The 23,248-nt window shown below is 43.9% G+C and carries 17 protein-coding genes and 1 pseudogene; 15 read left to right on the plus strand and 3 right to left on the minus strand.

From position 1 onward, the window contains the following. Positions 1-139: 139 nt before the first annotated feature. Positions 140-802 (minus strand): annotated as a pseudogene (locus EUBREC_RS07125) (2-hydroxyglutaryl-CoA dehydratase); the annotation flags it as partial. A 213-nt stretch (positions 803-1,015) separates the two neighbouring features. On the opposite strand from EUBREC_RS07125, the gene EUBREC_RS07130 reads away from it, so the two are divergent. From EUBREC_RS07130 to EUBREC_RS07140, 3 genes are all read left to right on the plus strand, one after another. Beyond that, positions 1,016-2,716 carry an AAA family ATPase gene (locus EUBREC_RS07130; RefSeq protein ID WP_041254012.1) on the plus strand — a complete coding sequence of 567 codons (1,701 nt, stop codon included), beginning with the start codon at positions 1,016-1,018 and terminating at the stop codon, positions 2,714-2,716. Between the two features lie 180 nt (positions 2,717-2,896). Next, the gene (locus EUBREC_RS07135) at positions 2,897-3,223 is read left to right on the plus strand and encodes a DUF4190 domain-containing protein (RefSeq protein ID WP_015516286.1); all 327 of its coding nucleotides are present in this window, start codon (positions 2,897-2,899) and stop codon (positions 3,221-3,223) included. A gap of 136 nt (positions 3,224-3,359) precedes the next feature. Beyond that, a complete protein-coding gene (locus EUBREC_RS07140) occupies positions 3,360-3,704 on the plus strand; it encodes a hypothetical protein (protein ID WP_012742441.1) in 345 nt (114 codons plus the stop codon). 338 nt (positions 3,705-4,042) lie between these two features. Here the strand turns inward: EUBREC_RS07140 and EUBREC_RS07145 are convergent, their stop codons facing one another. Then, positions 4,043-8,293, minus strand: coding sequence for a 2-hydroxyacyl-CoA dehydratase (locus tag EUBREC_RS07145; protein WP_012742443.1), 4,251 nt, complete (start codon positions 8,291-8,293; stop codon positions 4,043-4,045). A gap of 351 nt (positions 8,294-8,644) precedes the next feature. Here EUBREC_RS07145 and EUBREC_RS07150 point away from each other — a divergent pair, with 351 nt between their 5' ends. The 4 genes from EUBREC_RS07150 to ltrA all read left to right on the plus strand — a co-directional run bounded on the left by EUBREC_RS07150 (position 8,645) and on the right by ltrA (position 14,023). Continuing rightward, complete coding sequence (locus tag EUBREC_RS07150; RefSeq protein ID WP_012742445.1) at positions 8,645-9,487, plus strand: rhomboid family intramembrane serine protease; 843 nt, start codon at positions 8,645-8,647, stop codon at positions 9,485-9,487. Between the two features lie 86 nt (positions 9,488-9,573). Further along, positions 9,574-11,259, plus strand: coding sequence for a glutamine--tRNA ligase/YqeY domain fusion protein (locus EUBREC_RS07155; protein WP_012742446.1), 1,686 nt, complete (start codon positions 9,574-9,576; stop codon positions 11,257-11,259). A gap of 43 nt (positions 11,260-11,302) precedes the next feature. Continuing rightward, a complete protein-coding gene (locus EUBREC_RS07160; protein ID WP_012742447.1) occupies positions 11,303-12,160 on the plus strand; it encodes a DUF2225 domain-containing protein in 858 nt (285 codons plus the stop codon). A 468-nt stretch (positions 12,161-12,628) separates the two neighbouring features. After that, positions 12,629-14,023 carry a group II intron reverse transcriptase/maturase gene (gene ltrA, locus EUBREC_RS07170; RefSeq protein WP_012742448.1) on the plus strand — a complete coding sequence of 465 codons (1,395 nt, stop codon included), beginning with the start codon at positions 12,629-12,631 and terminating at the stop codon, positions 14,021-14,023. 87 nt (positions 14,024-14,110) lie between these two features. Here the strand turns inward: ltrA and EUBREC_RS07175 are convergent, their stop codons facing one another. Then, positions 14,111-15,337 carry an argininosuccinate synthase gene (locus EUBREC_RS07175; RefSeq protein ID WP_012742449.1) on the minus strand — a complete coding sequence of 409 codons (1,227 nt, stop codon included), beginning with the start codon at positions 15,335-15,337 and terminating at the stop codon, positions 14,111-14,113. Positions 15,338-15,610: 273 nt separating this feature from the next. Between EUBREC_RS07175 and argC the strand changes: the two genes are divergently transcribed. The 8 genes from argC to EUBREC_RS07215 all read left to right on the plus strand — a co-directional run bounded on the left by argC (position 15,611) and on the right by EUBREC_RS07215 (position 23,234). Continuing rightward, positions 15,611-16,669, plus strand: coding sequence for an N-acetyl-gamma-glutamyl-phosphate reductase (argC, locus tag EUBREC_RS07180; protein WP_015516289.1), 1,059 nt, complete (start codon positions 15,611-15,613; stop codon positions 16,667-16,669). A gap of 83 nt (positions 16,670-16,752) precedes the next feature. Beyond that, complete coding sequence (locus EUBREC_RS07185) at positions 16,753-17,217, plus strand: GNAT family N-acetyltransferase (protein ID WP_012742451.1); 465 nt, start codon at positions 16,753-16,755, stop codon at positions 17,215-17,217. Positions 17,218-17,228: 11 nt separating this feature from the next. After that, positions 17,229-18,131 (plus strand): acetylglutamate kinase, encoded by a 903-nt coding sequence (argB, locus tag EUBREC_RS07190; RefSeq protein WP_012742452.1) that lies wholly within the window; start codon positions 17,229-17,231, stop codon positions 18,129-18,131. Next, a complete protein-coding gene (locus EUBREC_RS07195; RefSeq protein ID WP_012742453.1) occupies positions 18,121-19,338 on the plus strand; it encodes an aspartate aminotransferase family protein in 1,218 nt (405 codons plus the stop codon). The genes argB and EUBREC_RS07195 overlap by 11 nt, the downstream gene beginning before the upstream one ends. A gap of 57 nt (positions 19,339-19,395) precedes the next feature. Then, positions 19,396-20,103: a helix-hairpin-helix domain-containing protein gene (locus EUBREC_RS07200; protein ID WP_041254014.1), complete on the plus strand. Its 708-nt coding sequence runs from the start codon at positions 19,396-19,398 to the stop codon at positions 20,101-20,103. A 10-nt stretch (positions 20,104-20,113) separates the two neighbouring features. Continuing rightward, positions 20,114-20,806, plus strand: coding sequence for a response regulator transcription factor (locus EUBREC_RS07205; protein ID WP_012742455.1), 693 nt, complete (start codon positions 20,114-20,116; stop codon positions 20,804-20,806). A gap of 21 nt (positions 20,807-20,827) precedes the next feature. Continuing rightward, positions 20,828-22,279, plus strand: a complete 1,452-nt coding sequence (locus EUBREC_RS07210; protein ID WP_012742456.1) for a sensor histidine kinase — start codon at positions 20,828-20,830, stop codon at positions 22,277-22,279. Positions 22,280-22,289: 10 nt separating this feature from the next. Then, positions 22,290-23,234, plus strand: a complete 945-nt coding sequence (locus tag EUBREC_RS07215; protein WP_022293176.1) for a GerMN domain-containing protein — start codon at positions 22,290-22,292, stop codon at positions 23,232-23,234. Positions 23,235-23,248 lie beyond the last annotated feature (14 nt).

The raw sequence follows: 23,248 nt of genomic DNA on the forward strand, positions 1-23,248 counted from the left end.
ATAAAAGCCGGTTGTGTCAAAAAGCCACAACCGGCATATGCAATTCGTACAGACACTTAGCAGCGTAGTTCATGCGGGAAAGGGCAGAAAGCCCCGGCTGCGCCGGGTTCGTCCCACTAGCAACAACAGTGCAATTCTCTTACTTCTTAAGCTTCTTCTGTGCCGTAGAAAGCATCAGCTTAATACGGTTCAGCTGGTTCACCTCAGAAGCACCCGGATCATAATCGATAGCCACGATATTGGCATCCGGATGATCATGTCTGATTCTCTTTATAACTCCCTTACCCACAATATGGTTCGGTAAGCATGCAAAAGGCTGCGCACAGATGATGTTTGTGACGCCCTCATTGATGAGCTCAAGCATCTCACCTGTCAAAAACCAGCCCTCACAGGTCTGATTACCGCAAGAAACGATAGGAGAAGCATACTCTGCGAGATCCTGCACGTGAGCGGTTGGCTCAAAGTGCTTGCTCTTAGCCAGCTCATCCCTTGCATCCTTTCTGAGCCACTCGAAGAAGGCGATAAGTCGGTTGTTCATAAACTTAGCTTTCTTAGAAGCACCGAGATAGTCAGCCTTGAAATTCGTGTTGTAGCAGCAGTAGAGTAAGAAATCAGTCAGATCAGGCACTACAGCCTCGGCTCCTTCAGCTTCGAGCAGGTCAACCACATAGTTGTTTGCTGCAGGCAGGAACTTGACGAGGATCTCACCGACCACGCCGACACGCGGCTTAATCTCATCTGTCATAGGCAGATTGTCGAAATCCCTTATGATTTCGCGACACATCTTTTTGTATTTCTTGTGTTTATTGTAAGAAAATTACAAAATATGTAGATGCAGTGGTGGTGCCTGGCACCATTAAATTTTTATATTCTTTATTGTGGCAATGAAATAAACAGTTGTCGGACAGAAATGAGAGCTGAATTTGGACAAGGTAAGAAATCATAAATATTGTATTTTACATGGCAATCCGCTATACTAGAGTTAAGTATAGCGGATTATTTTTTGGAGGCTTTTATGGCAAATACTTTGAAGTTACCGGTTGGAATTGAAAATTTTGAGGAAATTCGTAAACTGGGGTTCTATTATATTGACAAGACAAGGCTTATAGAACAGCTTTTACAGGGATGGGGAAAGGTGACTCTTTTTACACGCCCTAGGCGTTTCGGCAAGACTCTCAATATGAGTATGCTTAGGAGCTTTTTTGAAATAGGAATGGACAAATCTTTGTTTGACGGCTTATATATTTCTGGCAACAAAGTACTTTGTGATGAGCATATGGGTAAGTATCCTGTCATATTTCTTTCATTCAAGGGTGTGGATGGTTTAGACTTTATTACGGCAAGACGTATGCTGTGTGCTATTTTAAAGGATGAGCTTGACAGACATTACTATTTGAAGACCAGTGCTGTATTGACTGATGAGGATAGAATACTGTTTACAAAGATGCTTCATGGGCAGGATGACAATATTGAGGATAGTATACGAATGCTTTCAAAGCTGTTGTATAAGCACTATGGTCAGAAAGTGGTTATTCTCATAGATGAGTATGATGTTCCGCTCGACAAGGCATTTCAGAATGGCTACTACAAGGAGATGGTTTCTCTCATCAGAGGGCTTTTCGGGCAGGCGCTCAAGACCAATGAGTTTTTACAGTTTGCGGTGCTCACGGGCTGCCTTCGCGTGTCAAAGGAGAGCATTTTTACAGGGCTCAATAACTTTGAAATCAATTCTATTGTGGATATTGACCATGATGAGCAGTTTGGCTTTACTGATGATGAGGTCATGAAACTTCTTTCTGATTATGACAGGAGCGAGAGGTACCCGGACGTAAAGGAATGGTATGACGGTTATCATTTTGGTAATGCGGATATTTATTGTCCATGGGATGTGATAAATTTTGCCAAGAAGCTTGTTTCAGATCCGTCAGCCAGACCGAGTGCGTTCTGGATTAACAGCAGTGGCAATGATATGGTGAAGCGCTTTGTGGACAAGGCTGATCAGACCACGAGAGATGAGATTGAGAAGCTCGTGGCAGGTGGATTTGTGGAGAAGCAGCTTCGGCTTGATCTGACCTATGATGAGATTGACAATACGATTGACAATCTGTGGAGTGTGCTCTTTACTACAGGCTATCTCACCAAAATCGGAGAGGTCAAGGTGCCTGACAGTGAGAGCTATGCCTATAAGCTTGTGATTCCTAATAAAGAGGTGCGTGAGGTGTTTATTCTCCAAATTCAGGAGTGGTTCAAGGCTGTTGTTGCAAAAGATGATGATACTATGAAGCTTTTATCAAGGGCAATTCTGGATAAAGATGAGAAACAGATTGCCAGGCAGCTAAACATCGTGATGAGCCGCATGATAAGTATACTCGATACAAAGGCGCCTGATGCTATGAAGGAGAATTTCTATCATGGCTTACTTCTTGGTCTGCTTCGAGGCAGCAATCCGGACTGGCTTATCAAGTCGAATCGTGAGTCGGGAGATGGTTTTAGCGATATTTTAATCATGCCGGAGGATCCTGATGCGGGCATCGTTATAGAGGTGAAGTATGCTAAGGAGATGAAGGAACTTGACGCAGCGTGCGAGGCTGCGATAACGCAGATTAAGGACAAGCGCTATGATGAGGCTCTGCGGGATGAGGACCGGTGTGATATTTTAGCCTATGGCATTGCTTTTTGCAGGAAACGGTGCAGGGTGGTTGGAGAGAAATTTTAAATTGGCTGTAATCGTTGCTGGTCACACTGTTAGGTGTGAACAGTAACTATCTGGGATGTTGCATCCGGTAATGAAAAATATATTGCTTTCGTAGTCAAAGTATGTTACGATACTCCATGGTTACAAATTACAGTGACAGTTATTATATCATTTAAACAAAAGAAAGGTAGGAGAATAGTTATGAGCGACAACTTCAATATGTATGATCAGGCGAATCAGCAGGGCAATCCAAATATACCGCCTATGCCGCCGATGGAGGAAAAGAAGGGAATGTCAATTGCATCTATGGTGCTTGGTATTATCGGTCTGGTATTCTGGTGTATTCCAATCCTTGGCGGACCTATTGGTATTGTAGGACTTATCCTCGGTATCGTAGGCAGGAAAAAGGGTGGAAGGGGCATGGCAACCGCTGGTATTGTTATGTCAATTATTACCATCGTACTTGCAGTTATCAATGCTATTGCTGGTGTTTATCTGCAAACATCAAATGTCTTGAACCAGTTATAATCACATAACAGGTGATATCTTTAATTGCATTTTATTTTTTAATCCGCTATGCCAGAGGTTGGTATAGCGGATTTTTAGATTCAATTATCATTGTATTAAAATAAAAAAGTACGTATTAGGAAAGGTGGAAAATAAAATGAAAAAACGAATAATTAATTATAGACTTAAGATTGACAATCTGCTTGCCAATCCTGATAAGATATCAAAAGAAGAGTGGAAGAAAATACTGCAGGAACACCTGACACAAATAGCCTTCTTCCAGCATGAGCGCCTTGTGCACCTCATAGTGACAGTAACCTTTGCTATACTCACCATGATGTCAATAATCGCATCCATCATGATAAGCAACCCAATGCTTCTTGTACTTACACTGTTATTCCTAGTGCTGTTGGTGCCATATATCATGCACTACTATACACTGGAAAATGAAGTGCAGAAGATGTATACCCAGTATGATGAGATTTTGAAGCATCTGTCCTAGCTAGCATATAAGCGAGTGCAACGAGCAACATATGCACATATAAAAGTAGAAAGTTATCAAAGACAGAACCCGGCGCAGCCGGGGCTTTTGCCCTTGCCCGCATATACGAAGCTGCTTAGAGTCTGTAGAATTGCATACGAAAACCAACAACGCCCATGCATGGACGCATGGGCGAGGTGTTATGCGCCATGGACGGCGCATAAAAGCCGGTTGTGTCAAAAAGCCACAACTGGCATATGCAATTCGTACAGACACTTAGCAGCGTAGTTCATGCGGGAAAGGGCAGAAAGCCCCGGCTGCGCTGGGTTCGTCCCACTAGCAACAACAGTGCAATTCTCTTACTTCTTAAGCTTCTTCTGTGCTGTAGAAAGCATCAGCTTAATACGGTTCAGCTGGTTTACTTCAGAAGCACCCGGATCATAATCGATAGCCACGATATTGGCATCCGGATGATCATGTCTGATTCTCTTTATAACTCCCTTACCCACAATATGGTTCGGTAAGCATGCAAATGGCTGTGCACAGATGATGTTTGTGACGCCCTCATTGATGAGCTCAAGCATCTCACCTGTCAAGAACCAACCCTCACCGGTCTGATTACCGCAAGAAACGATAGGAGAAGCATACTCTGCGAGATCCTGCACGTGAGCGGTTGGCTCAAAGTGTTTACTCTTAGCCAGCTCATCCCTTGCATCCTTTCTGAGCCACTCGAAGAAGGCAATAAGTCGGTTGTTCATAAACTTAGCTTTCTTGGAAGCACCGAGATAGTCAGCCTTGAAATTCGTGTTGTAGCAGCAGTAGAGTAAGAAATCAGTCAGATCAGGCACTACAGCCTCGGCTCCTTCAGCTTCGAGCAGGTCAACCACATAGTTGTTTGCTGCAGGCAGGAATTTGACGAGAATCTCACCGACCACGCCGACACGCGGCTTAATCTCATCTGTCATAGGCAGATTGTCGAAATCCCTTATGATTTCGCGGCACATCTTCTTGTATTTCTTGTGAGAGAGCATCTTTGTGTTGCCGACAAAATCGATGACTCTCTTTTTCCACTTCTCATGAAGTGCATTGGCACTTCCTGGCTCTTTCTCATAAGGACGTACCCTGTAGAGACAGCGCATAAAGATATCACCAAACTCAAGTGCATACAGTCCGTGCTGGATAAGGCTTGGAGTAAACTTAAAGCCCGGGTTTTTCTCGAGACCAACCATGTTGATTGAGATAACAGGCACATCAGGATATCCGGCCTTTTCGAGGGCTCTTCGGATAAATCCGATGTAGTTTGTCGCACGGCATCCGCCACCTGTCTGTGAGATGAGGATGGCTGTGTGTGTCATATCATAGTTGCCTGATTTGACGGCTGCCATAATCTGTCCTACGACAATGAGTGAAGGGTAGCAGGCATCGTTGTTTACGAACTTAAGTCCCACGTCCACACATTCCCTTGCAGGGATATCCGGTATGACCATATTGTAGCCGGCTGCCTTAAAGGCTGGCACGAGAAGGTCAAAGTGTATAGGTGACATCTGAGGGCAGATGATGGTGTAGTTGTCCTTTTTCATCTGCTCGGTGAATACAATACGCTCGTAGTTAGACGGTTTTAAGTCACGCTTTTCATGCTTGGTTTCCTTGACTCTTATGGCGGCAAGGAGCGAGCGGATACGGATTCTTGCTGCGCCCAGGTTGTTTACCTCGTCAATCTTCAGGCAGGTGTATATCTTGCCGGAGCCTGTCAGTATATCGTTTACGCAGTCGGTTGTGACAGCATCGAGACCGCAGCCAAACGAGTTGAGCTGGATTAAGTCAAGGTCATCACGGGTCTTTACAAAGTTGGCTGCTGAGTACAGTCTGGTGTGGTACATCCACTGATCCATGACGATGAGAGGTCTCTCAAGCTCGCCCAGATGGGATACGGAGTCCTCTGTCAGCACACAGATGCCATAGCTTGTGATGAGCTCAGGGATACCGTGGTTGATTTCCGGGTCCACATGGTACGGGCGGCCTGCGAGCACGATTCCGCGACGTCCGGTGTCCTCCATGTAGTCGAGCACTTCCTCGCCCTTTCGCTGTATCTCAAGCCTTGTCATGGCAAGCTCCTTCCAGCCTGCGGCTACCGCATCACGAATCTGTGACTCAGGCAGGTTGAAATCACCCTTTGAGAAGGTGGCTACGAGCTGCTGTGAGATAGTTTCCTCACTCTCAAATGACATAAACGGATTTATGAATTTAACCTCGCCTGAGGTAATCTCGTCCACGTTGTTTTTGATATTCTCAGAGTATGATGTGACAATAGGGCAGTTGTAGTGATTGTTTGCATCAGGAAACTCCTTGCGCTCATATGGCACTGCCGGGTAGAAAATAAAATCTACATTTTGTTTTATGAGCCAGCTTATATGACCATGTGTGAGCTTTGCAGGGTAGCACTCTGACTCACTTGGGATGGAGTCGATACCCATCTCATAAATCTTTCTGGTAGATTGTGGTGACAGCACTACAGAAAAGCCGAGACGTTTGAAAAATGTAGCCCAGAACGGATAGTTTTCGTACATATTCAAGGCTCTTGGGATGCCGACTGTACCGTGTGGAGCATCCTTTGGGTCAAGTGGCTCATAGTCAAATATACGCTTGTTCTTGTATTCAAAAAGATTTGGGATGTTATCCTTGTTCTTCTCCTTGCCCAGACCCTTTTCACATCGGTTTCCGGTGATGTACTGTCTGTTGTCGGAGAATTTGTTTATAGTTAAAAGACAGTGGTTTGTACAGCCCTGACAGCGTGCGAGCTTTGTGGTGTAGGTGAGCTCGTTTATCTGGTCGATTGTGAGCATTGTTGTCTTGTAATCAGCCTCATGGCGCTCACGTGCGATGAGTGCGGCACCAAAGGCACCCATGATACCTGCGATATCAGGCCTTGTGGCATGTACACCTGCTATTTTTTCAAAGCTTCTAAGAACGGCATCATTGTAGAATGTACCGCCCTGGACTACGATATTTTCACCGAGGTCGCTTGCATCAGACAGCTTGATAACCTTGAAAAGTGCATTCTTTATTACTGAGTAGGCAAGTCCTGCTGATATATCTGCGACAGATGCGCCCTCCTTCTGGGCCTGCTTTACCTTTGAGTTCATGAAAACCGTACATCTGGTTCCGAGGTCGATAGGGTTCTTTGCAAAAAGGGCTTCCTTTGCAAAATCCTGTACTGAGTAGTTTAAGGACTTTGCGAAGGTCTCAATAAATGAGCCGCAGCCTGAAGAGCAGGCCTCGTTGAGCTGTACTGAGTCGACAGTCTGGTTCTTTATCTTGATGCACTTCATGTCCTGTCCACCGATATCGAGGATACAGTCTACCTTTGGGTCGAAGAATGCTGCTGCGTAGTAGTGGGCTACAGTCTCAACTTCGCCGTCGTCCAATTTTAAAGCAGCCTTTAATAAAGCTTCTCCGTAGCCTGTAGAGCAGGAGTGTACGATGTGTGCATCCTCAGGAAGCTTTGCGTAAATCTCCTGGATAGAACGGATGGCTGTCGCGAGAGGGCTTCCGTTGTTGTTGCTGTAGAATGAGTATAAAAGGTCTCCGTCCTCGCTTACGAGAGCGATTTTAGTGGTGGTTGAGCCTGCATCTATTCCGAGATAGCAGTTGCCCTTGTATGTAGAAAGGTCACCGGTCTTTACGTGATTGTTGCCGTGACGCGTTGTAAATTCATCGTAATCAGCCTGATCCTTAAAAAGAGGCTCCATACGTGCCACCTCAAATTCCATCTTAATGCCGTTTGAGAGGCGGTCGATTAAGGATGAGAGTGTGGTGACAGAGTTGTCTTTATAGTTTAATGCAGAGCCTATTGCTGCAAACAGATGAGAGTTCTCAGGAACGATAGTGTGCTCGTCATCGAGATTTAAGGTTCTGATAAATGCTGATTTAAGTTCTGACAAAAAGTGCAGAGGACCGCCAAGAAAAGCAACATGTCCCTTGATTGGCTTACCGCAGGCGAGACCGCTGATGGTCTGGTTTACCACGGCCTGAAAGATTGAAGCGGATAAATCCTCGCGTGTGGCTCCCTCATTGATGAGAGGCTGGATATCTGTTTTGGCAAATACTCCACAGCGGGCTGCGATAGGGTAGATGGCCTTGTAGCTTTTTGCGTATTCATTTAGTCCTGTAGCGTCTGTCTGGATGAGAGAAGCCATCTGGTCGATAAATGAGCCTGTACCGCCGGCACATATGCCGTTCATACGCTGCTCCACGTTACCACCCTCGAAGTATATGATTTTGGCATCCTCGCCACCTAGCTCTATTGCCACATCGGTCTGTGGAGCATAGTGTGTGAGTGCGGTAGATACAGCTATAACCTCCTGTACGAATGGCACCTCAAGGTGCTTTGCAAGAGTGAGTCCGCCGGAGCCTGTTATCATAGGACAAACTGAAAGGTCACCTGTCTTGTCGTAGGCCTTTCTGATAAGGGACTCAAGTGTCTCCTGGATATTTGCAAAATGACGCTCATAATCGGAAAAGAGGATATTGTCATCGGCATCAAGAAGTGCAATCTTGACGGTTGTTGAGCCGATATCAATGCCCAACTTATGTAAGCTGTTATTTTCCATAGTGGTTCCTCCATAATGTATTACTTATATGTTTTTATATATCTTTCTTCTTATTAAAATATATAATTGTTCTATTATCAAAACAGAGATTATTATACGACAGATATCGACAAATTACAATGACTATAATTATAAAGAATTTGTGAATAATTCGCAGTCTCGTTGACAAAGTATGATTTAACTATCATAATAAATTTTGTAATAACCGCTGCCCTTTGCACTATAGTGTAAAAGGCAGCAATAATATGACAGGAGGATGCAGATACGTGGTTTTATTGCATCGTGATGTAACCACTGCTTGTCACATAATGGTGTGAGCAGCAGTGAAATGAACCATGTCTGCTAAAATGTATGAACTGGCTTAACAAACTAGAACAAAAATATGGAAGTAAAGCGATTCCGAATATCACTAGAATATTTATCGCTGCGAATCTGATAGGCAGTGTGCTGCTTTTGACAAAGGGAGATGTTGTCCTTTATTATCTGCAGTTTTCAGCCTCTGCTATTTTGCACGGACAGGTATGGCGTCTTATAAGCTGGATTTTTGTGCCGAGCGGCAGCATATCATTTTTACAGCTTTTATTTATATTCTGTCTGTGGACGCTTGGAGACAGCATGGAGTCATATCTTGGCTCTTTTAGGATGAATGTGTACTTTTTCGGAGGCTTTTTGCTGTATGATATAGTAGGAATGCTTGCATTTGCAGTGACACATGTATCCATCAATCTGACTATGTACTATATACTTATAGCTATGTATCTGATGCTTGGTCTTTTGATGCCGGAGGCAGAGGTGAGGCTTTACTTTGTGCTTCCTATAAAGATGAAGTGGATGGTGCTTGTTTACTTCGTGATGTTTGCATATGATGTGTATACCTATATGAGCTTTGGATGGCAGATTGGATTGGCATACGGCTCAGAAATCGTACTTGCACTTATAAATCTGTTGGTATTCATTTATGGCTGCAAGCACAGGCTCTCATTCAGACAGAATATGCACCAGAAGAGGAGAAAGGCACAGTTTAAGGCTCAGTTTTCCGAACCTCGCCCGGGAAGTGGCATCTCACGTCACAAGTGCTATATATGCGGCAGAACGGAATTGTCAAATCCTGAATTAACATTCAGATACTGCTCGAAGTGCACCGGCAACAAGGAATACTGTCAGGATCATCTGTTTACACATACGCACGTATAATATACATGTACTACTTTTTCTAATTCATTGACAAAGTAAACTGATGAATTTATAATGGACACAGTATTATTTTCGGAGGAACATTTATGGAGAACGAGGCAACAGTTTCGAAAAATTTTATTGAACAGATTATTGAGAAGGACTTGGCTGAGGGTCATTGCAAGACTGTAAAGACCAGATTCCCACCGGAGCCAAACGGTTATTTGCATATCGGCCATGCGAAGTCTATTCTTTTAAACTATGGACTGGCAAAGAAGTATGACGGACAGTTCAATCTCAGGTTTGATGATACAAACCCTACCAAGGAGCGTCTGGAGTTTGTAGAGTCTATCGAGGCCGATGTTAAGTGGCTTGGTGCTGACTGGGCTGACAGGAAGTTTTTTGCATCCAATTACTTCGACAAGATGTATGAGTGTGCAGTAGGACTGATAAAGAAGGGAAAGGCATATGTATCTGATCTGACACCTGATGAGATAAGAGAGTATAGAGGTACACTCACAGAGGCCGGCAAGGAGGATCCATACTCAAAGAGAAGTGTTGAGGAAAACTTAGACCTTTTTGAGCGCATGAAAAACGGTGAGTTCGAGGATGGCACAAAGGTACTTCGTGCGAGAATTGACATGAGCTCTTCAAACATCAATATGAGAGATCCGATTCTTTACCGTGTGGCTCATATGACACATCACAATACAGGTGATAAATGGTGTGTATATCCTATGTATGATTTTGCTCATCCTATAGAGGATGCTATTGAGGGCATCACACATTCTATATGTACTCTTGAGTTTGAAGACCACAGACCGCTGTATGATTGGGTGGTTATTGAATGTGGATTTAAGAATTCTCCAGAGGAGTCGCCAAAGCAGATTGAGTTTGCAAAGCTCTATCTGACTAATGTTGTAACAGGAAAGAGATATATCAAGCGTCTTGTTGAGGACGGTATCGTTGATGGCTGGGATGACCCGAGGCTTGTTTCTATAGCAGCGCTCAGACGCAGGGGCTTCACACCGGAGTCTATCCAGAATTTTGTTGATCTGTGTGGTATATCAAAAGCTAACAGCTCTGTTGACTACGCTATGCTTGAGTACTGTATCCGAGAGGATTTAAAGGCTAAGCGCCCTCGTATGATGGCTGTGCTTGATCCGGTCAAGGTGATTATCGACAATTACCCTGAGGGACAGGTTGAGTATCTTGAAGTGGACAATAACGTGGAGAATCCTGAGCTTGGAAAGAGAAAAGTTCCTTTCACCAGAGAGCTTTATGTGGAGAGAGATGACTTCATGGAGGAGCCACCGAAGAAGTATTTCCGTATGTTCCCTGGCAATGAGGTGCGTTTCATGAATGCTTATTTTGTGAAGTGCAATAGCTGTGTGAAGGACGAAAACGGCAATATTACAGAGATTCACTGTACATATGATCCGGCATCAAAGGGTGGCAACAGTCCTGATGGCAGAAAGGTCAAGGGAACTATCCACTGGGTTTCAGCCGAGTATGGAAAGCAGGTAACTGTACGTCTTTACGAGAATATCGTAAATGAGGAGCTTGGAGTGTACAATGAGGACGGAAGCTTAAATCTTAATCCTAATTCACTCACAGTGCTTGATAACTGTGTAGTGGAGCCGGAGCTTATGAGTGCCAAGGCTTATGACAGCTTCCAGTTTGTCAGAAATGGCTTCTTCTGCGCGGATTGCAAGGACTCAAAGGATGGACAGCCTGTATTTAACAGAATCGTCTCATTAAAGAGCTCATTCAAGCTTCCGACAGCTAAATAGTTTTTGACTAAAAATAAACAGAAGAGAAGAATAGAGGTAAAATATGGATTTAAAGTCAGGTATTGACAAATTCGGTTTAAATCCTGAAGACATAAATGATCTGTATGATGAGGATAAAGCAGCTGCCACCGGGGATGCTCCGGTGGCAGCTGCTGTTCAGACAGAGGATGAAACGGATTTTGTTTTTGCAAAGAATATAACATGTCCGGTGTGTGATCAGAGTTTTCAAACACTGACGGTACGGACATCAAAGATCAGGTTTGCTGGCTCTGATGATGATTTCAGACCGGTTTACAAGGGAATTGATACAATAAAGTATGGTGTCACATCGTGTCCGCATTGTGGTTATAGTGCGATGAATGGCGACTTTGTACATGTATCGAGTACACAGATAAGGCTGCTTAAGGAGCAGGTTGCTGCCAAATTTAAGCCCGGCAGCAAGTCGGTGCCTTTGTTATATTCGTATGATGAGGCAATAGACAGATTTAAGCTGGCACTTTTTTCAGCGATTGTTAAAAGGGCTATGTATAGTGAAAAGGCATATATTTGTCTTAAGCTATCCTGGCTTTATCGCGGTTTAATCGAACAGCTTACGGCTGATGGTATCTCAACGGAAAGTGAAGAGCTTGTAAGTGCACAAAAGGCAGAAAAATATTATTATAAGCAGGCTCTTGATGGAATGACAAGAGCGGTTGCGACTGAGCATTTCCCTATATGTGGTATGAATCAGGATACGGTTGATTTGCTTTTGGCTCAGATGAATTATAAGCTTGACCATTGGGATGTGGCTTCAAAGCTCATTGCAAGGGTGCTTATATCAAAAAGTGCTTCTAGACACATTAAGGATAAGGCACTTGATTTAAAGAATGAAATTATTAAAAAAATAAGAGATGTGAAATAATTGCTGTTATTTCACATCTCTTTTTCTTGTGCGCCTAGCGGCGCACGTTTCTAACGGGTTAAAGTCCCGAATCCGCCCGGTAGTGGGAAGGATATAGCCGAAAGCAAGGGTGTCCATCGTGAGATGGAATCTGAAGGAAGCTGGATGTGAGGAATATACTAACTCACGGGCAAATCTCTGGTCTGACGAACAGAAATCTCATATGAGGTCATGCATGTGGGTAAGGCAGCAAGCCATGTTGAAGCCCGATAACTACACGGAATCATGCATGATAAATGAGGCAGATGGATGGAGAGGAAGAAACGTGTGGTACCTAGGGAGGTCTGTGCGGTATGCCTTGAAAGAGGTAACCATTGCATAAAGCAATGCTGAACGCACAGAAGTCAGCAGAGGTCATAGTAGCCGAGAGGTGAAGGACCGAATCAGTAGGAGTCTTGAGTATGACCGAGAAAGGAGGAATGACCATCTATGGCAGAAAACATTGAAAACAATGGCTGTTCGCAAAGAGATAATGCGGAACATGAAGGGTATGTGAAAGCGTCCAGGTCATTCAATCGGATATGGAAAGAAAGAGACAGTGCACAGCCGAGACTTTTGGAAACGATACTGTATAAAGACAACTTTAACAGAGCGTATAAGAGAGTTAAGGCAAACAAGGGAGCGCCGGGAATTGATGGCATGACCATTGAAGAGGCTCTTCCATATCTAAAGGAACATCAACAAGAGATAACTGACCGCATTTATCGTGGAAAGTATACTCCGTCTCCAGTAAGACGAGTTGAAATTCCCAAACCAGATGGTGGTGTGCGAAAGCTTGGCATACCAACAGTGATAGATCGTACACTTCAACAGGCAATAACCCAACAGTTAGTGCCGATCTATGAACCGCTGTTTGCAGATGGTAGCTATGGCTATCGTCCGAACAGAAGTGCAAAAGATGCAATACTTAAGGTTAAGGAGTATGCAGAACAAGGCTATACATTCGCTGTAGTCCTTGACTTGTCAAAGTACTTCGATACTCTTAATCACGAAATTCTCATCAATCTTCTCCGGAAGAATGTAAAAGATGAACGTGTAGTACAGTTGATAAAGCGCTATCTGAAAAGCGGTGTAATGGAAAACGGAGTGGTCATTGACACAGAGGAAGGCTCACCACAAGGTGGAAATCTATCACCATTGCTGGCAAACATCTACCTCAATGAGTTCGACCAGGAATACCTGAAAAGAGGTGTTCCATGCATAAGATATGCAGATGACATCGTGCTTCTTGCAAAGAGCAAGCGGGCATCAGAGAGACTCTTGGAAAGCAGTACAAAATATCTTGAGGAGAGGCTGAAACTTACAGTCAACCGGGAAAAGAGCCGTACTGTCAGCGTGTTTGCAATCCGAAATTTTAAATTCCTTGGCTTTGCATTGGGAAGGAACGGAGAGGGCATTTATGTCCGAGTTCATCCGAAGTCATGGAAGAAGTTCAAGTCCAGACTGAAGGAGTTATCTTCCCGTAAGCGATGTCAGTCAATCAAGCCAAACCTTGAGAAAATCAAGGTGTATGCGAGGGGATGGCTTAACTACTACGGAATTGCAAGCATGAAGAACAACATAGATGAAATCAACGGATGGCTCTATCACAGAATACGTATGTGTATATGGAAACAGTGGAAGAAACCAAGGACGAAGGTACGTAACCTTATCAAGATGGGAGTACCCAAAGACTTGGCAATGCAAGCGGGTAATACCCGACGGGGACATTGGTTCGCAACGCATACAGTTGCAGTAAACATGGCAATGACAAAAGAAAGACTGATAAACAGTGGCTTTTATGATTTAGCCACAGCCTATCAGTCTGTGCACGTCAACTATTGAAACCGCCGTGTACCGAACGGTACGCACGGTGGTGTGAGAGGACGGCGGTTAGTCACCGCCTCCTACTCGATTTATTTGTTGTAACAATTAATTGTTTTTCTTGTTCTCAAGCTCAAGAAGCTTCATTGCACGCACCTTGAGTGGCAGACCAAACAGTGTGATGAAGCCGTCTGCATCATGGTGATCATATAAATCTCCTGTAGTAAAGCTTGCAAGAGACTCACTGTAGAGTGAATATGGTGAAGTAGTGCCGGCCTTGATGATATTGCCTTTATATAATTTGAATTTAACTTCTCCGGTTACATATTCCTGTGTTGACTCTACGAAAGCCTGGATTGCTTCACGAAGTGGTGTGAACCATTTTCCTTCGTATACTACCTGAGCGAGCTTGTTGCCCATTTCTTTCTTGACCTCCATTGTGGCACGGTCAAGGCAGAGCTCCTCGAGCTGGTCATGTGCCTCCATGAGGATTGTTCCACCAGGAGTCTCATATACACCACGTGATTTCATACCTACTACACGGTTCTCAACGATATCGATGATACCGATGCCGTGCTTGCCACCGAGACGGTTGAGCTCTCTGATGATGTCTGCTACCTTCATCTTTTTGCCGTTGACAGATGTAGGAACACCCTTCTCAAATGTCATTGTAACATACTCACCCTCGTCAGGAGCATGCTCAGGTGTGACGCTTAATACGAGCAGATGGTCATAGTTTGGCTCCTGTGAAGGATCCTCAAGCTCAAGTCCCTCGTGGCTGATGTGCCAGAGGTTACGATCACGGCTGTAGCTTGAATCTGTGCCGAACGGAAGGTCGATTCCGTGTGCCTTACAGTACTCGATCTCAGCCTCACGTGAATCCATTTTCCAGTTGTCCTGACGCCATGGAGCGATTACCTTGATATCAGGAGCGAGCGCCTTGATACCGAGCTCGAAACGGATCTGGTCGTTTCCTTTACCAGTTGCACCGTGGCAGATGGCTACAGCGCCTTCTTTTCTTGCAATCTCTACAAGCTTCTTTGCGATGCCCGGTCTTGCCATTGCTGTTCCAAGGAGGTATTTGTGCTCATAAACTGCGCCGGCCTGTACACAAGGTACGATGTAGTCCTCACTGAACTCATCACAGATATCCTCTATGTAAAGCTTTGAAGCTCCGGATAATTTAGCTCTCTCATCGAGTCCGTCAAGCTCCTCTCCCTGTCCGCAGTTGATGCAGCAGCAGATTACGTCATAGTCATAAGTCTCTTTAAGCCATGGAATGATAGCAGTAGTATCAAGTCCGCCTGAATAAGCTAATACAACTTTGTCTTTCATAAGTGCGTGTCCTCTTTTCGTTTATTCTTTATGATGGTAACCATTAACTGCTTTTGTGTCTAAAAGCCTTGAATAATTACTTTAGAATAAATATATACCAGTTCTTTACATATTGCAAGTGAAAAAATATACATTATTCATGTATAATTATACATAATTTTGTATAATTTTTCTCTTTACGGATTGAAATTACTGTACTATATTATTATGTATGATGCGTCAGACCCATTTTATATGGTTATGCAGAAATACAATATGAAAAGAGGAAATACTATGATAAAGGCTGGTATTATTGGAGCCACCGGATATGCCGGAGCAGAGCTCGTGAGAATTTTGATGAATCATAAAGAGGTAGAGATTGCATGGTATGGCTCACGAAGCTATGTGGATGAGAATTATGCCGATATCTATGGAAATATGTTTCAGATAGTTGATGCAAAGTGCATGGATGACAATATGGAGGAGCTTGCAGAGTCTGTTGATGTGATTTTCACTGCGACCCCACAGGGCTTTTTGGCAGGCGTGCTCACTGAGGATATATTAAGTAAGGTAAAGATTGTCGATCTGTCAGCGGACTTCCGTATCAAGGATGTAGCCACATATGAGAAATGGTACAAGATTGAGCACAAGTCGCCGCAGTTTATTGATGAGGCTGTATATGGTCTGTGTGAGATAAACAGGGACAAGGTCACAAAGGAGACAAGGCTTGTTGCAAATCCTGGCTGCTATACCACATGCTCCATCCTTACAGCTTATCCGCTTGTGAAGGAGGGACTTATTGACACAGATACACTTATCGTCGATGCAAAGTCAGGCACATCAGGCGCAGGACGTGGTGCAAAGACACCTAATCTGTTTTGTGAAGTAAATGAGAGCATGAAGGCATATGGCGTTGCCTCACACAGACATACCCCTGAGATAGAGGAACAGCTTGGATATGCGGCAGGAAAAGAAATTCTTATCAACTTTACTCCGCATCTTGTTCCGATGAACAGAGGAATCCTCGCTACAGAGTATGCGACACTTAAGAAAAAACCTGATGGAACACTTCCTACATATGATGAGATTAAGGCAGTTTACGATAAGTATTATGCAAATGAGAAGTTTGTCAGAGTGCTCAAAAAGGGTGTCTGCCCTGAGACAAAGTGGGTTGAGGGCAGCAACTATGTGGATGTAAACTTTGTGATTGATGAGAGGACCGGCAGAATTATTATGATGGGTGCTCTTGACAATCTGGTAAAGGGTGCTGCAGGACAGGCGGTTCAGAATATGAATCTGTTATTTGGCTTCGATGAGGCAGAGGGACTCAATATGGTTCCTATGTTCCCGTAATAATTAATAATAGGAAAGTAATTATCAGAAAGATGCATTATAATGCTGATAGTTATATAAAAATATAAGGATGATTTAATAAAATGAGTAATGAGAATAAATATGAAATAAGGGTTATGACGATAGATGATTATGACGAGGTGTACAGCCTCTGGCAGACCATCCACGGCTTTGGAATCCGTTCTATTGACGACTCAAGAGAGGGAGTCCTTAGATTTCTTAAGAGAAATCCGACTACGAGTGTTGTAGCGGTAGAAGATGGAAAGATAGTTGGAGCGATACTCTGCGGACACGATGGCAGAAGAGGCTGCCTGTATCATGTATGCGTGGATGAGCATTACAGGAAGTGCGGCATCGGGAAGAGTATGGTGGTTGCCTGCATGAGAGCACTTCAGGCAGAGCATATCAACAAGGTGTCAATCATAGCCTTCAAGGTGAATGAGCTGGGAAACCACTTCTGGAAGGAAGAGGGATGGACATTCAGAGAAGACTTAAACTACTATGATTTCACACTTAACGAAGAAAATATAACAAGATTTAACAAATAAGGAGCAGTACAATGGCAGATAAGAACATGGAACAGGTAATGGAAAAGGCACAGGTGCTCATAGAGGCACTTCCGTATATACAGAGATTTAACAGAAAGATTATCGTTGTAAAGTACGGCGGATCTGCAATGGTTGACGAACAGCTTAAAAAGCAGGTGATCCAGGATGTCACACTTCTCAAGCTGGTCGGCTTCAAGCCTATCATCGTACACGGCGGAGGCAAGGAAATCAGCAAATGGGTAGGAAAGGTCGGCATGGAGCCTGTATTCGTAAACGGACTCAGAAAGACTGATGCCGATACAATGGAGATTGCCGAGATGGTATTGAATAAGGTAAACAAATCTCTCGTTACACTCGTTGAGGAGCTTGGTGTGCAGGCTGTCGGAGTGAGTGGCAAGGACGGTGGCCTCTTAAAGGTAAAGAAAAAGTATTCAAACGGAGAGGATATAGGCTTTGTCGGTGAAATCACTGATGTCAATCCAAAAATTCTTTATGACCTGCTTGAGAAGGATTTTCTTCCAATTGTGTGTCCAATCGGTCTTGATGATGAATACAATACATACAATATCAATGCAGATGATGCAGCATGCGCTATCGCCAGAGCAGTTTCAGCAGAAAAGCTTGCATTCCTCACGGATATCGAGGGTGTATACAAAGACCCTTCAGATAAGAATACACTTATTTCAGAGCTTACAGTCTCAGATGCAAAGAAGCTTATAGGTGATGGCTTTATCGGCGGAGGCATGCTTCCTAAGCTCAACAACTGCATAGATGCTATCGATAACGGAGTTTCAAGAGTTCATATTCTTGATGGACGTATCGCACACTGCTTACTGCTTGAGATATTCACAAACAGAGGAATCGGAACAGCTATTCTTGGAGATTCGGAGGAGAAATTTAACAATGAGCAATAATATGGATAAACAGTCATACATTGATGAGGCAGAAAAGGAGCTTCTTCACACCTACAACAGATTTTCACTTGTACTTGATCACGGCGAGGGAGTACATCTTTATGATACAGATGGCAATGCATATCTGGACTTCGCTGCAGGAATAGCCGTATGTGCACTTGGATACAGCAATGAGCACCACAAGGAGGCATTAAAGGCACAGGTTGATAAGCTTTTACATACATCAAACCTCTACTACAATGCGCCTGTCATCGAGGCGGCAGACAAGGTGCTTAATGCAAGTAAAATGGACCGTATTTTCTTTACAAACAGTGGTACAGAGGCTATTGAGGGAGCTATCAAGGCTGCAAAGAAATATGCCTTTACAAGAGACGGCCATGCAGGTCATGAGATAATTGCCATGAACCATTCCTTCCACGGAAGAAGCATCGGAGCGCTTTCTGTCACCGGCAATGCACATTATCAGGAGCCGTTTGAGCCACTTATGCCGGGCGTTAAATTTGCAGATTTCAATGATTTAGAGAGCGTTAAGGCTCAGGTGACAGACAAAACCTGCGCCATTATTATGGAAACTATTCAGGGTGAGGGTGGTATTTACCCGGCAAAGAAGGAGTTTATCGAGGGAGTGAGAGCTCTCTGCGATGAAAAGGATATTCTTCTTATTCTTGACGAGATACAGTGCGGCATGGGCAGAAGTGGCGAAATGTTCGCATGGCAGAACTATGATGTGAAGCCTGATATCATGACCTGTGCGAAGGCACTCGGCTGTGGTGTGCCTGTTGGTGCATTTCTTATGACACAGAGGGTGGCAGACAAATCCCTTGCACCGGGCGACCATGGTACCACATACGGCGGCAATCCGTTCGTAGGAGCCGCAGTAAGTGCAGTGTTTGATGAGTTTAAGCGTCTTGATATAGTAAGCCATGTAAAGGAGGTTGCACCTTACCTGGAGAAGAGGCTTGATGAGCTTGTTGCAAAATTCGACTGTCTCACAGCCAGAAGGGGTATGGGACTCATGCAGGGCGTGGAGTGCAGCCTTCCTGTAGGAAAGGTCTCAGCAGAGACTTTAAATCAAGGCCTTATAGTCATTACGGCAGGCAGCAATGTGCTTAGATTTGTGCCTCCTCTTGTTATCGAAAAGAGTGATGTTGACGAAATGATAGAAAAACTTGAAACAACACTTGTAATACTGTCAAAAAGTCTGTAAAATAAAGAGGACATCGATTTCTCCTTTGAGATTATGATATTAATCAAAGGAGACCATATGAAAAAAATAATATTATTAAGTGCGTTTATTTTAACAATAGCGTTTGGCCTTTGCGGCTGTAAAAAGGATGATGCCACAGTTCATTTTGCTTCTGAAACGGAGCAGACTGCTGTGGTTTCAAGTGATGTAAACAGACAGCCTGTTGATTCCAAGGAGAAGAAGGCTTCATCCGATGGAGAACAGGAGCAGAAGGCAAAAGACACAGCAGATGACACTGATGAATCTACTGAGTGGTGCGTCTATATCTGTGGTCAGGTTGCCAATCCCGGTGTATACAGAGTAAAGCCGGGCGCGAGAGTTTGTGAGCTCGTTGATATGGCAGGAGGCATGCTGGATACAGCTGACAAAAGCTTTTGGAATCTGGCATCAGAGTTGTATGATGGGCAGATGCTGTATTTCCCGACTGTAGAGGAGCTTAAGTCGGATCACATACCTGAGGGCACATATACCACCGGCATAGATGGCTCGCTGATGAAGGGCGGCGCTGAGGAACATATAGGCGTAAAGGATGGCAAGCTCAATATCAATACCGCAACTGTCGAGCAGCTAATGGCTCTTTCCGGAATTGGTGAGAGCAAGGCAAAGAGTATTGTTGAAGATCGCGCCAAAAATGGATTGTTTTCTTCGATTGAGGATATCACGAGGGTGTCCGGCATCGGTGAAACGATGTTTAATAAAATAAAAGATGATATAACAGTAAATTAGGAGTGTATAAATGGCAAAAAAAGTGCTGGTCGTTGACGACGAAAAGTTAATTGTAAAAGGAATACGTTTCAGTCTGCTGCAGGATGGCATGGAAGTAGACTGCGCATATGACGGTGAGGAGGCCTTAAATATGGCGAAGGCCAATTCATATGATATGATTCTTTTAGATGTCATGCTTCCAAAGATGGATGGTTTTGAGGTGTGTCAGGCAATAAGGGAGTTTTCTGATGTCCCGATTGTCATGCTCACTGCAAAGGGCGATGACATGGACAAAATTTTAGGACTTGAGTACGGCGCTGATGACTATATCACAAAGCCATTTAATATTCTTGAGGTAAAGGCCAGAATCAAGGCAATCATGCGGCGTACTTCACCGGAACGTGCACCACAGGTACAGTCATCTGTAATTGAAAAGGGTGATATCAAGCTCGACTGTGACAGCAGACGTCTGTTCATAAACGATAATGAAATCAATTTGACTGCAAGAGAGTTTGAACTGCTCGAGATTCTGATAAAAAATGAAAATAAAGTGTACAGTAGGGAGAGCCTTTTAAAGATTGTATGGGGCGAGGATTACCCGGGTGACGTGCGTACGGTTGATGTGCATGTCAGACGTCTTCGTGAAAAGATTGAGGCAAATCCAAGCGAGCCGAAGTACGTTCATACCAAGTGGGGTGTGGGATATTACTACAACCAGAAGTAATACTTTCAGAAAGGTTCTAAAATGTTTAAGAGTAAAGTACATTTTGCATTTTATAAGAGTCTGAAATCCAGGCTGATTTTCATGATTTTTGTTCTCGTTCTGGTACCGGAGGTGGTGCTGTGCTTCGGCATACTTAACACCTACGAGTCCAGAGCGGTTTCAATCCGCGAAAGTGAAGTGCTTAGTCAGGCAAAGATTCTCGCAAACAAGATATCCACAAGTAAATACTTTGATAAGGATGGCAGTGACTTGAGTAATATTGATGCTCAGATTGACACTCTTACTACTATATATGAGGGCCGTGTGCTCATAGTTGACAAGCATTTTAAGATTATTAAGGATACGTACAATTTAGATGATGGCAATACTATTGTCTCAGAGGAGGTTATCAAGACCTTCTCTGCTTCAGAGATTACTAACTATGATTCTAAAAACCACTATATCGAGCTTTCTGTTCCGATAAGCAATCCAAACGACAAGGATTCAAAGATAGAGGGAGCACTTGTTGTAAGTGTGTCGACGGACAATATATCGCTAAATATGTCGTATCTGACACAGATTGCTGTGACGGTTGCTATTATCGCAGGTGCGGTGGTGCTCTTTTTTGGTGTGCTTGTGCTTTTGCACCTTTTTGTTCCGATTAAGAAGCTTTCTGACGAGATATCAGACATTAAGGATGGCTTTGGAAAAGAGCAGCTGGATGTAGATGACTATGCGGAGACTGCTATAATAAGCAGGAATTTTAATGAGCTGATGAGCGGAATGAAGGTCATGGATGAGTCCAGACAGGAGTTTGTATCGAATGTGTCACATGAGCTCAAGACACCTCTTACTTCCATGAAGGTACTCGCAGATTCCATCAACAGCATGGGTGATGAGGCTCCGATTGAGATGTACAGGGAGTTCATGGGAGATATCACAAGCGAGATAGACAGAGAGACAAAGATAATAAATGACCTGTTATCACTGGTTAAGATGGATAAGTCGGCTGCCACGCTGAATATCGAGAGTGTTAATATCAATGACCTGCTCGAGCAGATTATGAAGAGACTTCAGCCGATTGCTGACAAGCAGCAGGTGGAGCTTGTACTCGAGAGCTTCAGACCGGTAACTGCAGAGATAGATGAGGTGAAGCTGACGCTTGCTTTTACAAACCTCATTGAGAATGCAATCAAGTACAATGACAATGAGACCGGTGGCTATGTGCATGTATCCTTAAATGCGGATCATCAGTATTTCTATCTGAAGGTGGAGGACAACGGTATCGGTATACCGGAGGAGTCCTTAGAGCACATCTATGAGAGATTTTATCGCGTGGACAAGTCGCATTCGAGAGAGATTGGCGGTACAGGTCTGGGACTTGCCATTACAAGAAGCTCTATTCTTATGCATAGGGGAGCTATAAAGGCTCACAGTGTGATGGGAGAGGGCACTACCTTTGATGTGCGTATACCGCTCAACTATATTGTATAGGAGGCTTGACGTGAAAAGAATAATTATATTCGTGCTCACTGCAGTAATTCTGCTCTCCATGGGCGGCTGCACAAAGAAAAAAGCAGATAATACGGTTGAGGTGTTTTGTCTGAATATGGATGTTACGAGCAGCGTGCCGGAGTCATATGTGCTTAGAAGCAAAAACTCAGATGTAGACAAGCAGGTGGATGAGCTTCTAGGAAGACTGCAGGATAAGCCTGAAGACTCAAGACTGCGCAAGGCGATTCCGGATGAGGTGTCTGTGAGAGGTCATGACGAGAAAAACTATAACTGCACTGTGGATTTCAGCAAGGAGTATTATGACCTTACGGCTGCACAGGAAGTGCTTTTGAGAGCTTCTGTAGTCCGCACGCTCACACAGCTGGATAGTATTTCATATGTGACATTTACCGTAAACAGTATTCCTCTTGTGGACTCGGATGATGAGATTGTCGGCAGCATGGGTGCTGATGATTTTGTTGAGAATCCGGGTGAACAGATTAATACAAGTGTGAAGGAGACACTCACGCTTTATTTTGCTGACAAGGATGGTACAGGGCTTGAAAAACAGACCAGAGTGATACATTACAGCTCAAATATAGCGCTTGAAAAGCTTGTTGTTGAGCAGCTTATTGAGGGGCCGAAGGGCTCTAAGCTCAAGGCAACTCTTCCGGGCACAACAAAGCTTATCAATGTGTCTGTGGCAGATAGAATATGCTATCTGAACTTTGACTCATCGTTCAGAAATACTATTGACAATAAGCTGACAGAGGATGTGGTGCTGTATTCGATAGTTAATTCACTCACCTCACTTCCTACTGTGGACAAGGTACAGATCTCACTTGACGGTGAGAATGACGGCATGCTGCTTTATAATTACAAGCTAAGCGACATGTATGAGTTTAATAAGGATATAGTGGATTCTAATGATTCCACGGAAAAAACTGAAAAATAGAATAGATTGGATTA

Source organism: Agathobacter rectalis ATCC 33656 (assembly GCF_000020605.1).
GTDB classification, from domain to species: Bacteria; Bacillota; Clostridia; order Lachnospirales; family Lachnospiraceae; genus Roseburia; species Roseburia rectalis.

Coding starts and splice junctions, on each gene's coding strand:
- EUBREC_RS07130 (WP_041254012.1), top strand. CDS start 1,016: ATGGCAAATACTTTGAAGTTACCGGTTGGAATTGAAAATTTTGAGGAA.
- EUBREC_RS07135 (WP_015516286.1), top strand. CDS start 2,897: ATGAGCGACAACTTCAATATGTATGATCAGGCGAATCAGCAGGGCAAT.
- EUBREC_RS07140 (WP_012742441.1), top strand. CDS start 3,360: ATGAAAAAACGAATAATTAATTATAGACTTAAGATTGACAATCTGCTT.
- EUBREC_RS07145 (WP_012742443.1), bottom strand. CDS start 8,293: ATGGAAAATAACAGCTTACATAAGTTGGGCATTGATATCGGCTCAACA.
- EUBREC_RS07150 (WP_012742445.1), top strand. CDS start 8,645: ATGAACTGGCTTAACAAACTAGAACAAAAATATGGAAGTAAAGCGATT.
- EUBREC_RS07155 (WP_012742446.1), top strand. CDS start 9,574: ATGGAGAACGAGGCAACAGTTTCGAAAAATTTTATTGAACAGATTATT.
- EUBREC_RS07160 (WP_012742447.1), top strand. CDS start 11,303: ATGGATTTAAAGTCAGGTATTGACAAATTCGGTTTAAATCCTGAAGAC.
- ltrA (WP_012742448.1), top strand. CDS start 12,629: ATGGCAGAAAACATTGAAAACAATGGCTGTTCGCAAAGAGATAATGCG.
- EUBREC_RS07175 (WP_012742449.1), bottom strand. CDS start 15,337: ATGAAAGACAAAGTTGTATTAGCTTATTCAGGCGGACTTGATACTACT.
- argC (WP_015516289.1), top strand. CDS start 15,611: ATGATAAAGGCTGGTATTATTGGAGCCACCGGATATGCCGGAGCAGAG.
- EUBREC_RS07185 (WP_012742451.1), top strand. CDS start 16,753: ATGAGTAATGAGAATAAATATGAAATAAGGGTTATGACGATAGATGAT.
- argB (WP_012742452.1), top strand. CDS start 17,229: ATGGCAGATAAGAACATGGAACAGGTAATGGAAAAGGCACAGGTGCTC.
- EUBREC_RS07195 (WP_012742453.1), top strand. CDS start 18,121: ATGAGCAATAATATGGATAAACAGTCATACATTGATGAGGCAGAAAAG.
- EUBREC_RS07200 (WP_041254014.1), top strand. CDS start 19,396: ATGAAAAAAATAATATTATTAAGTGCGTTTATTTTAACAATAGCGTTT.
- EUBREC_RS07205 (WP_012742455.1), top strand. CDS start 20,114: ATGGCAAAAAAAGTGCTGGTCGTTGACGACGAAAAGTTAATTGTAAAA.
- EUBREC_RS07210 (WP_012742456.1), top strand. CDS start 20,828: ATGTTTAAGAGTAAAGTACATTTTGCATTTTATAAGAGTCTGAAATCC.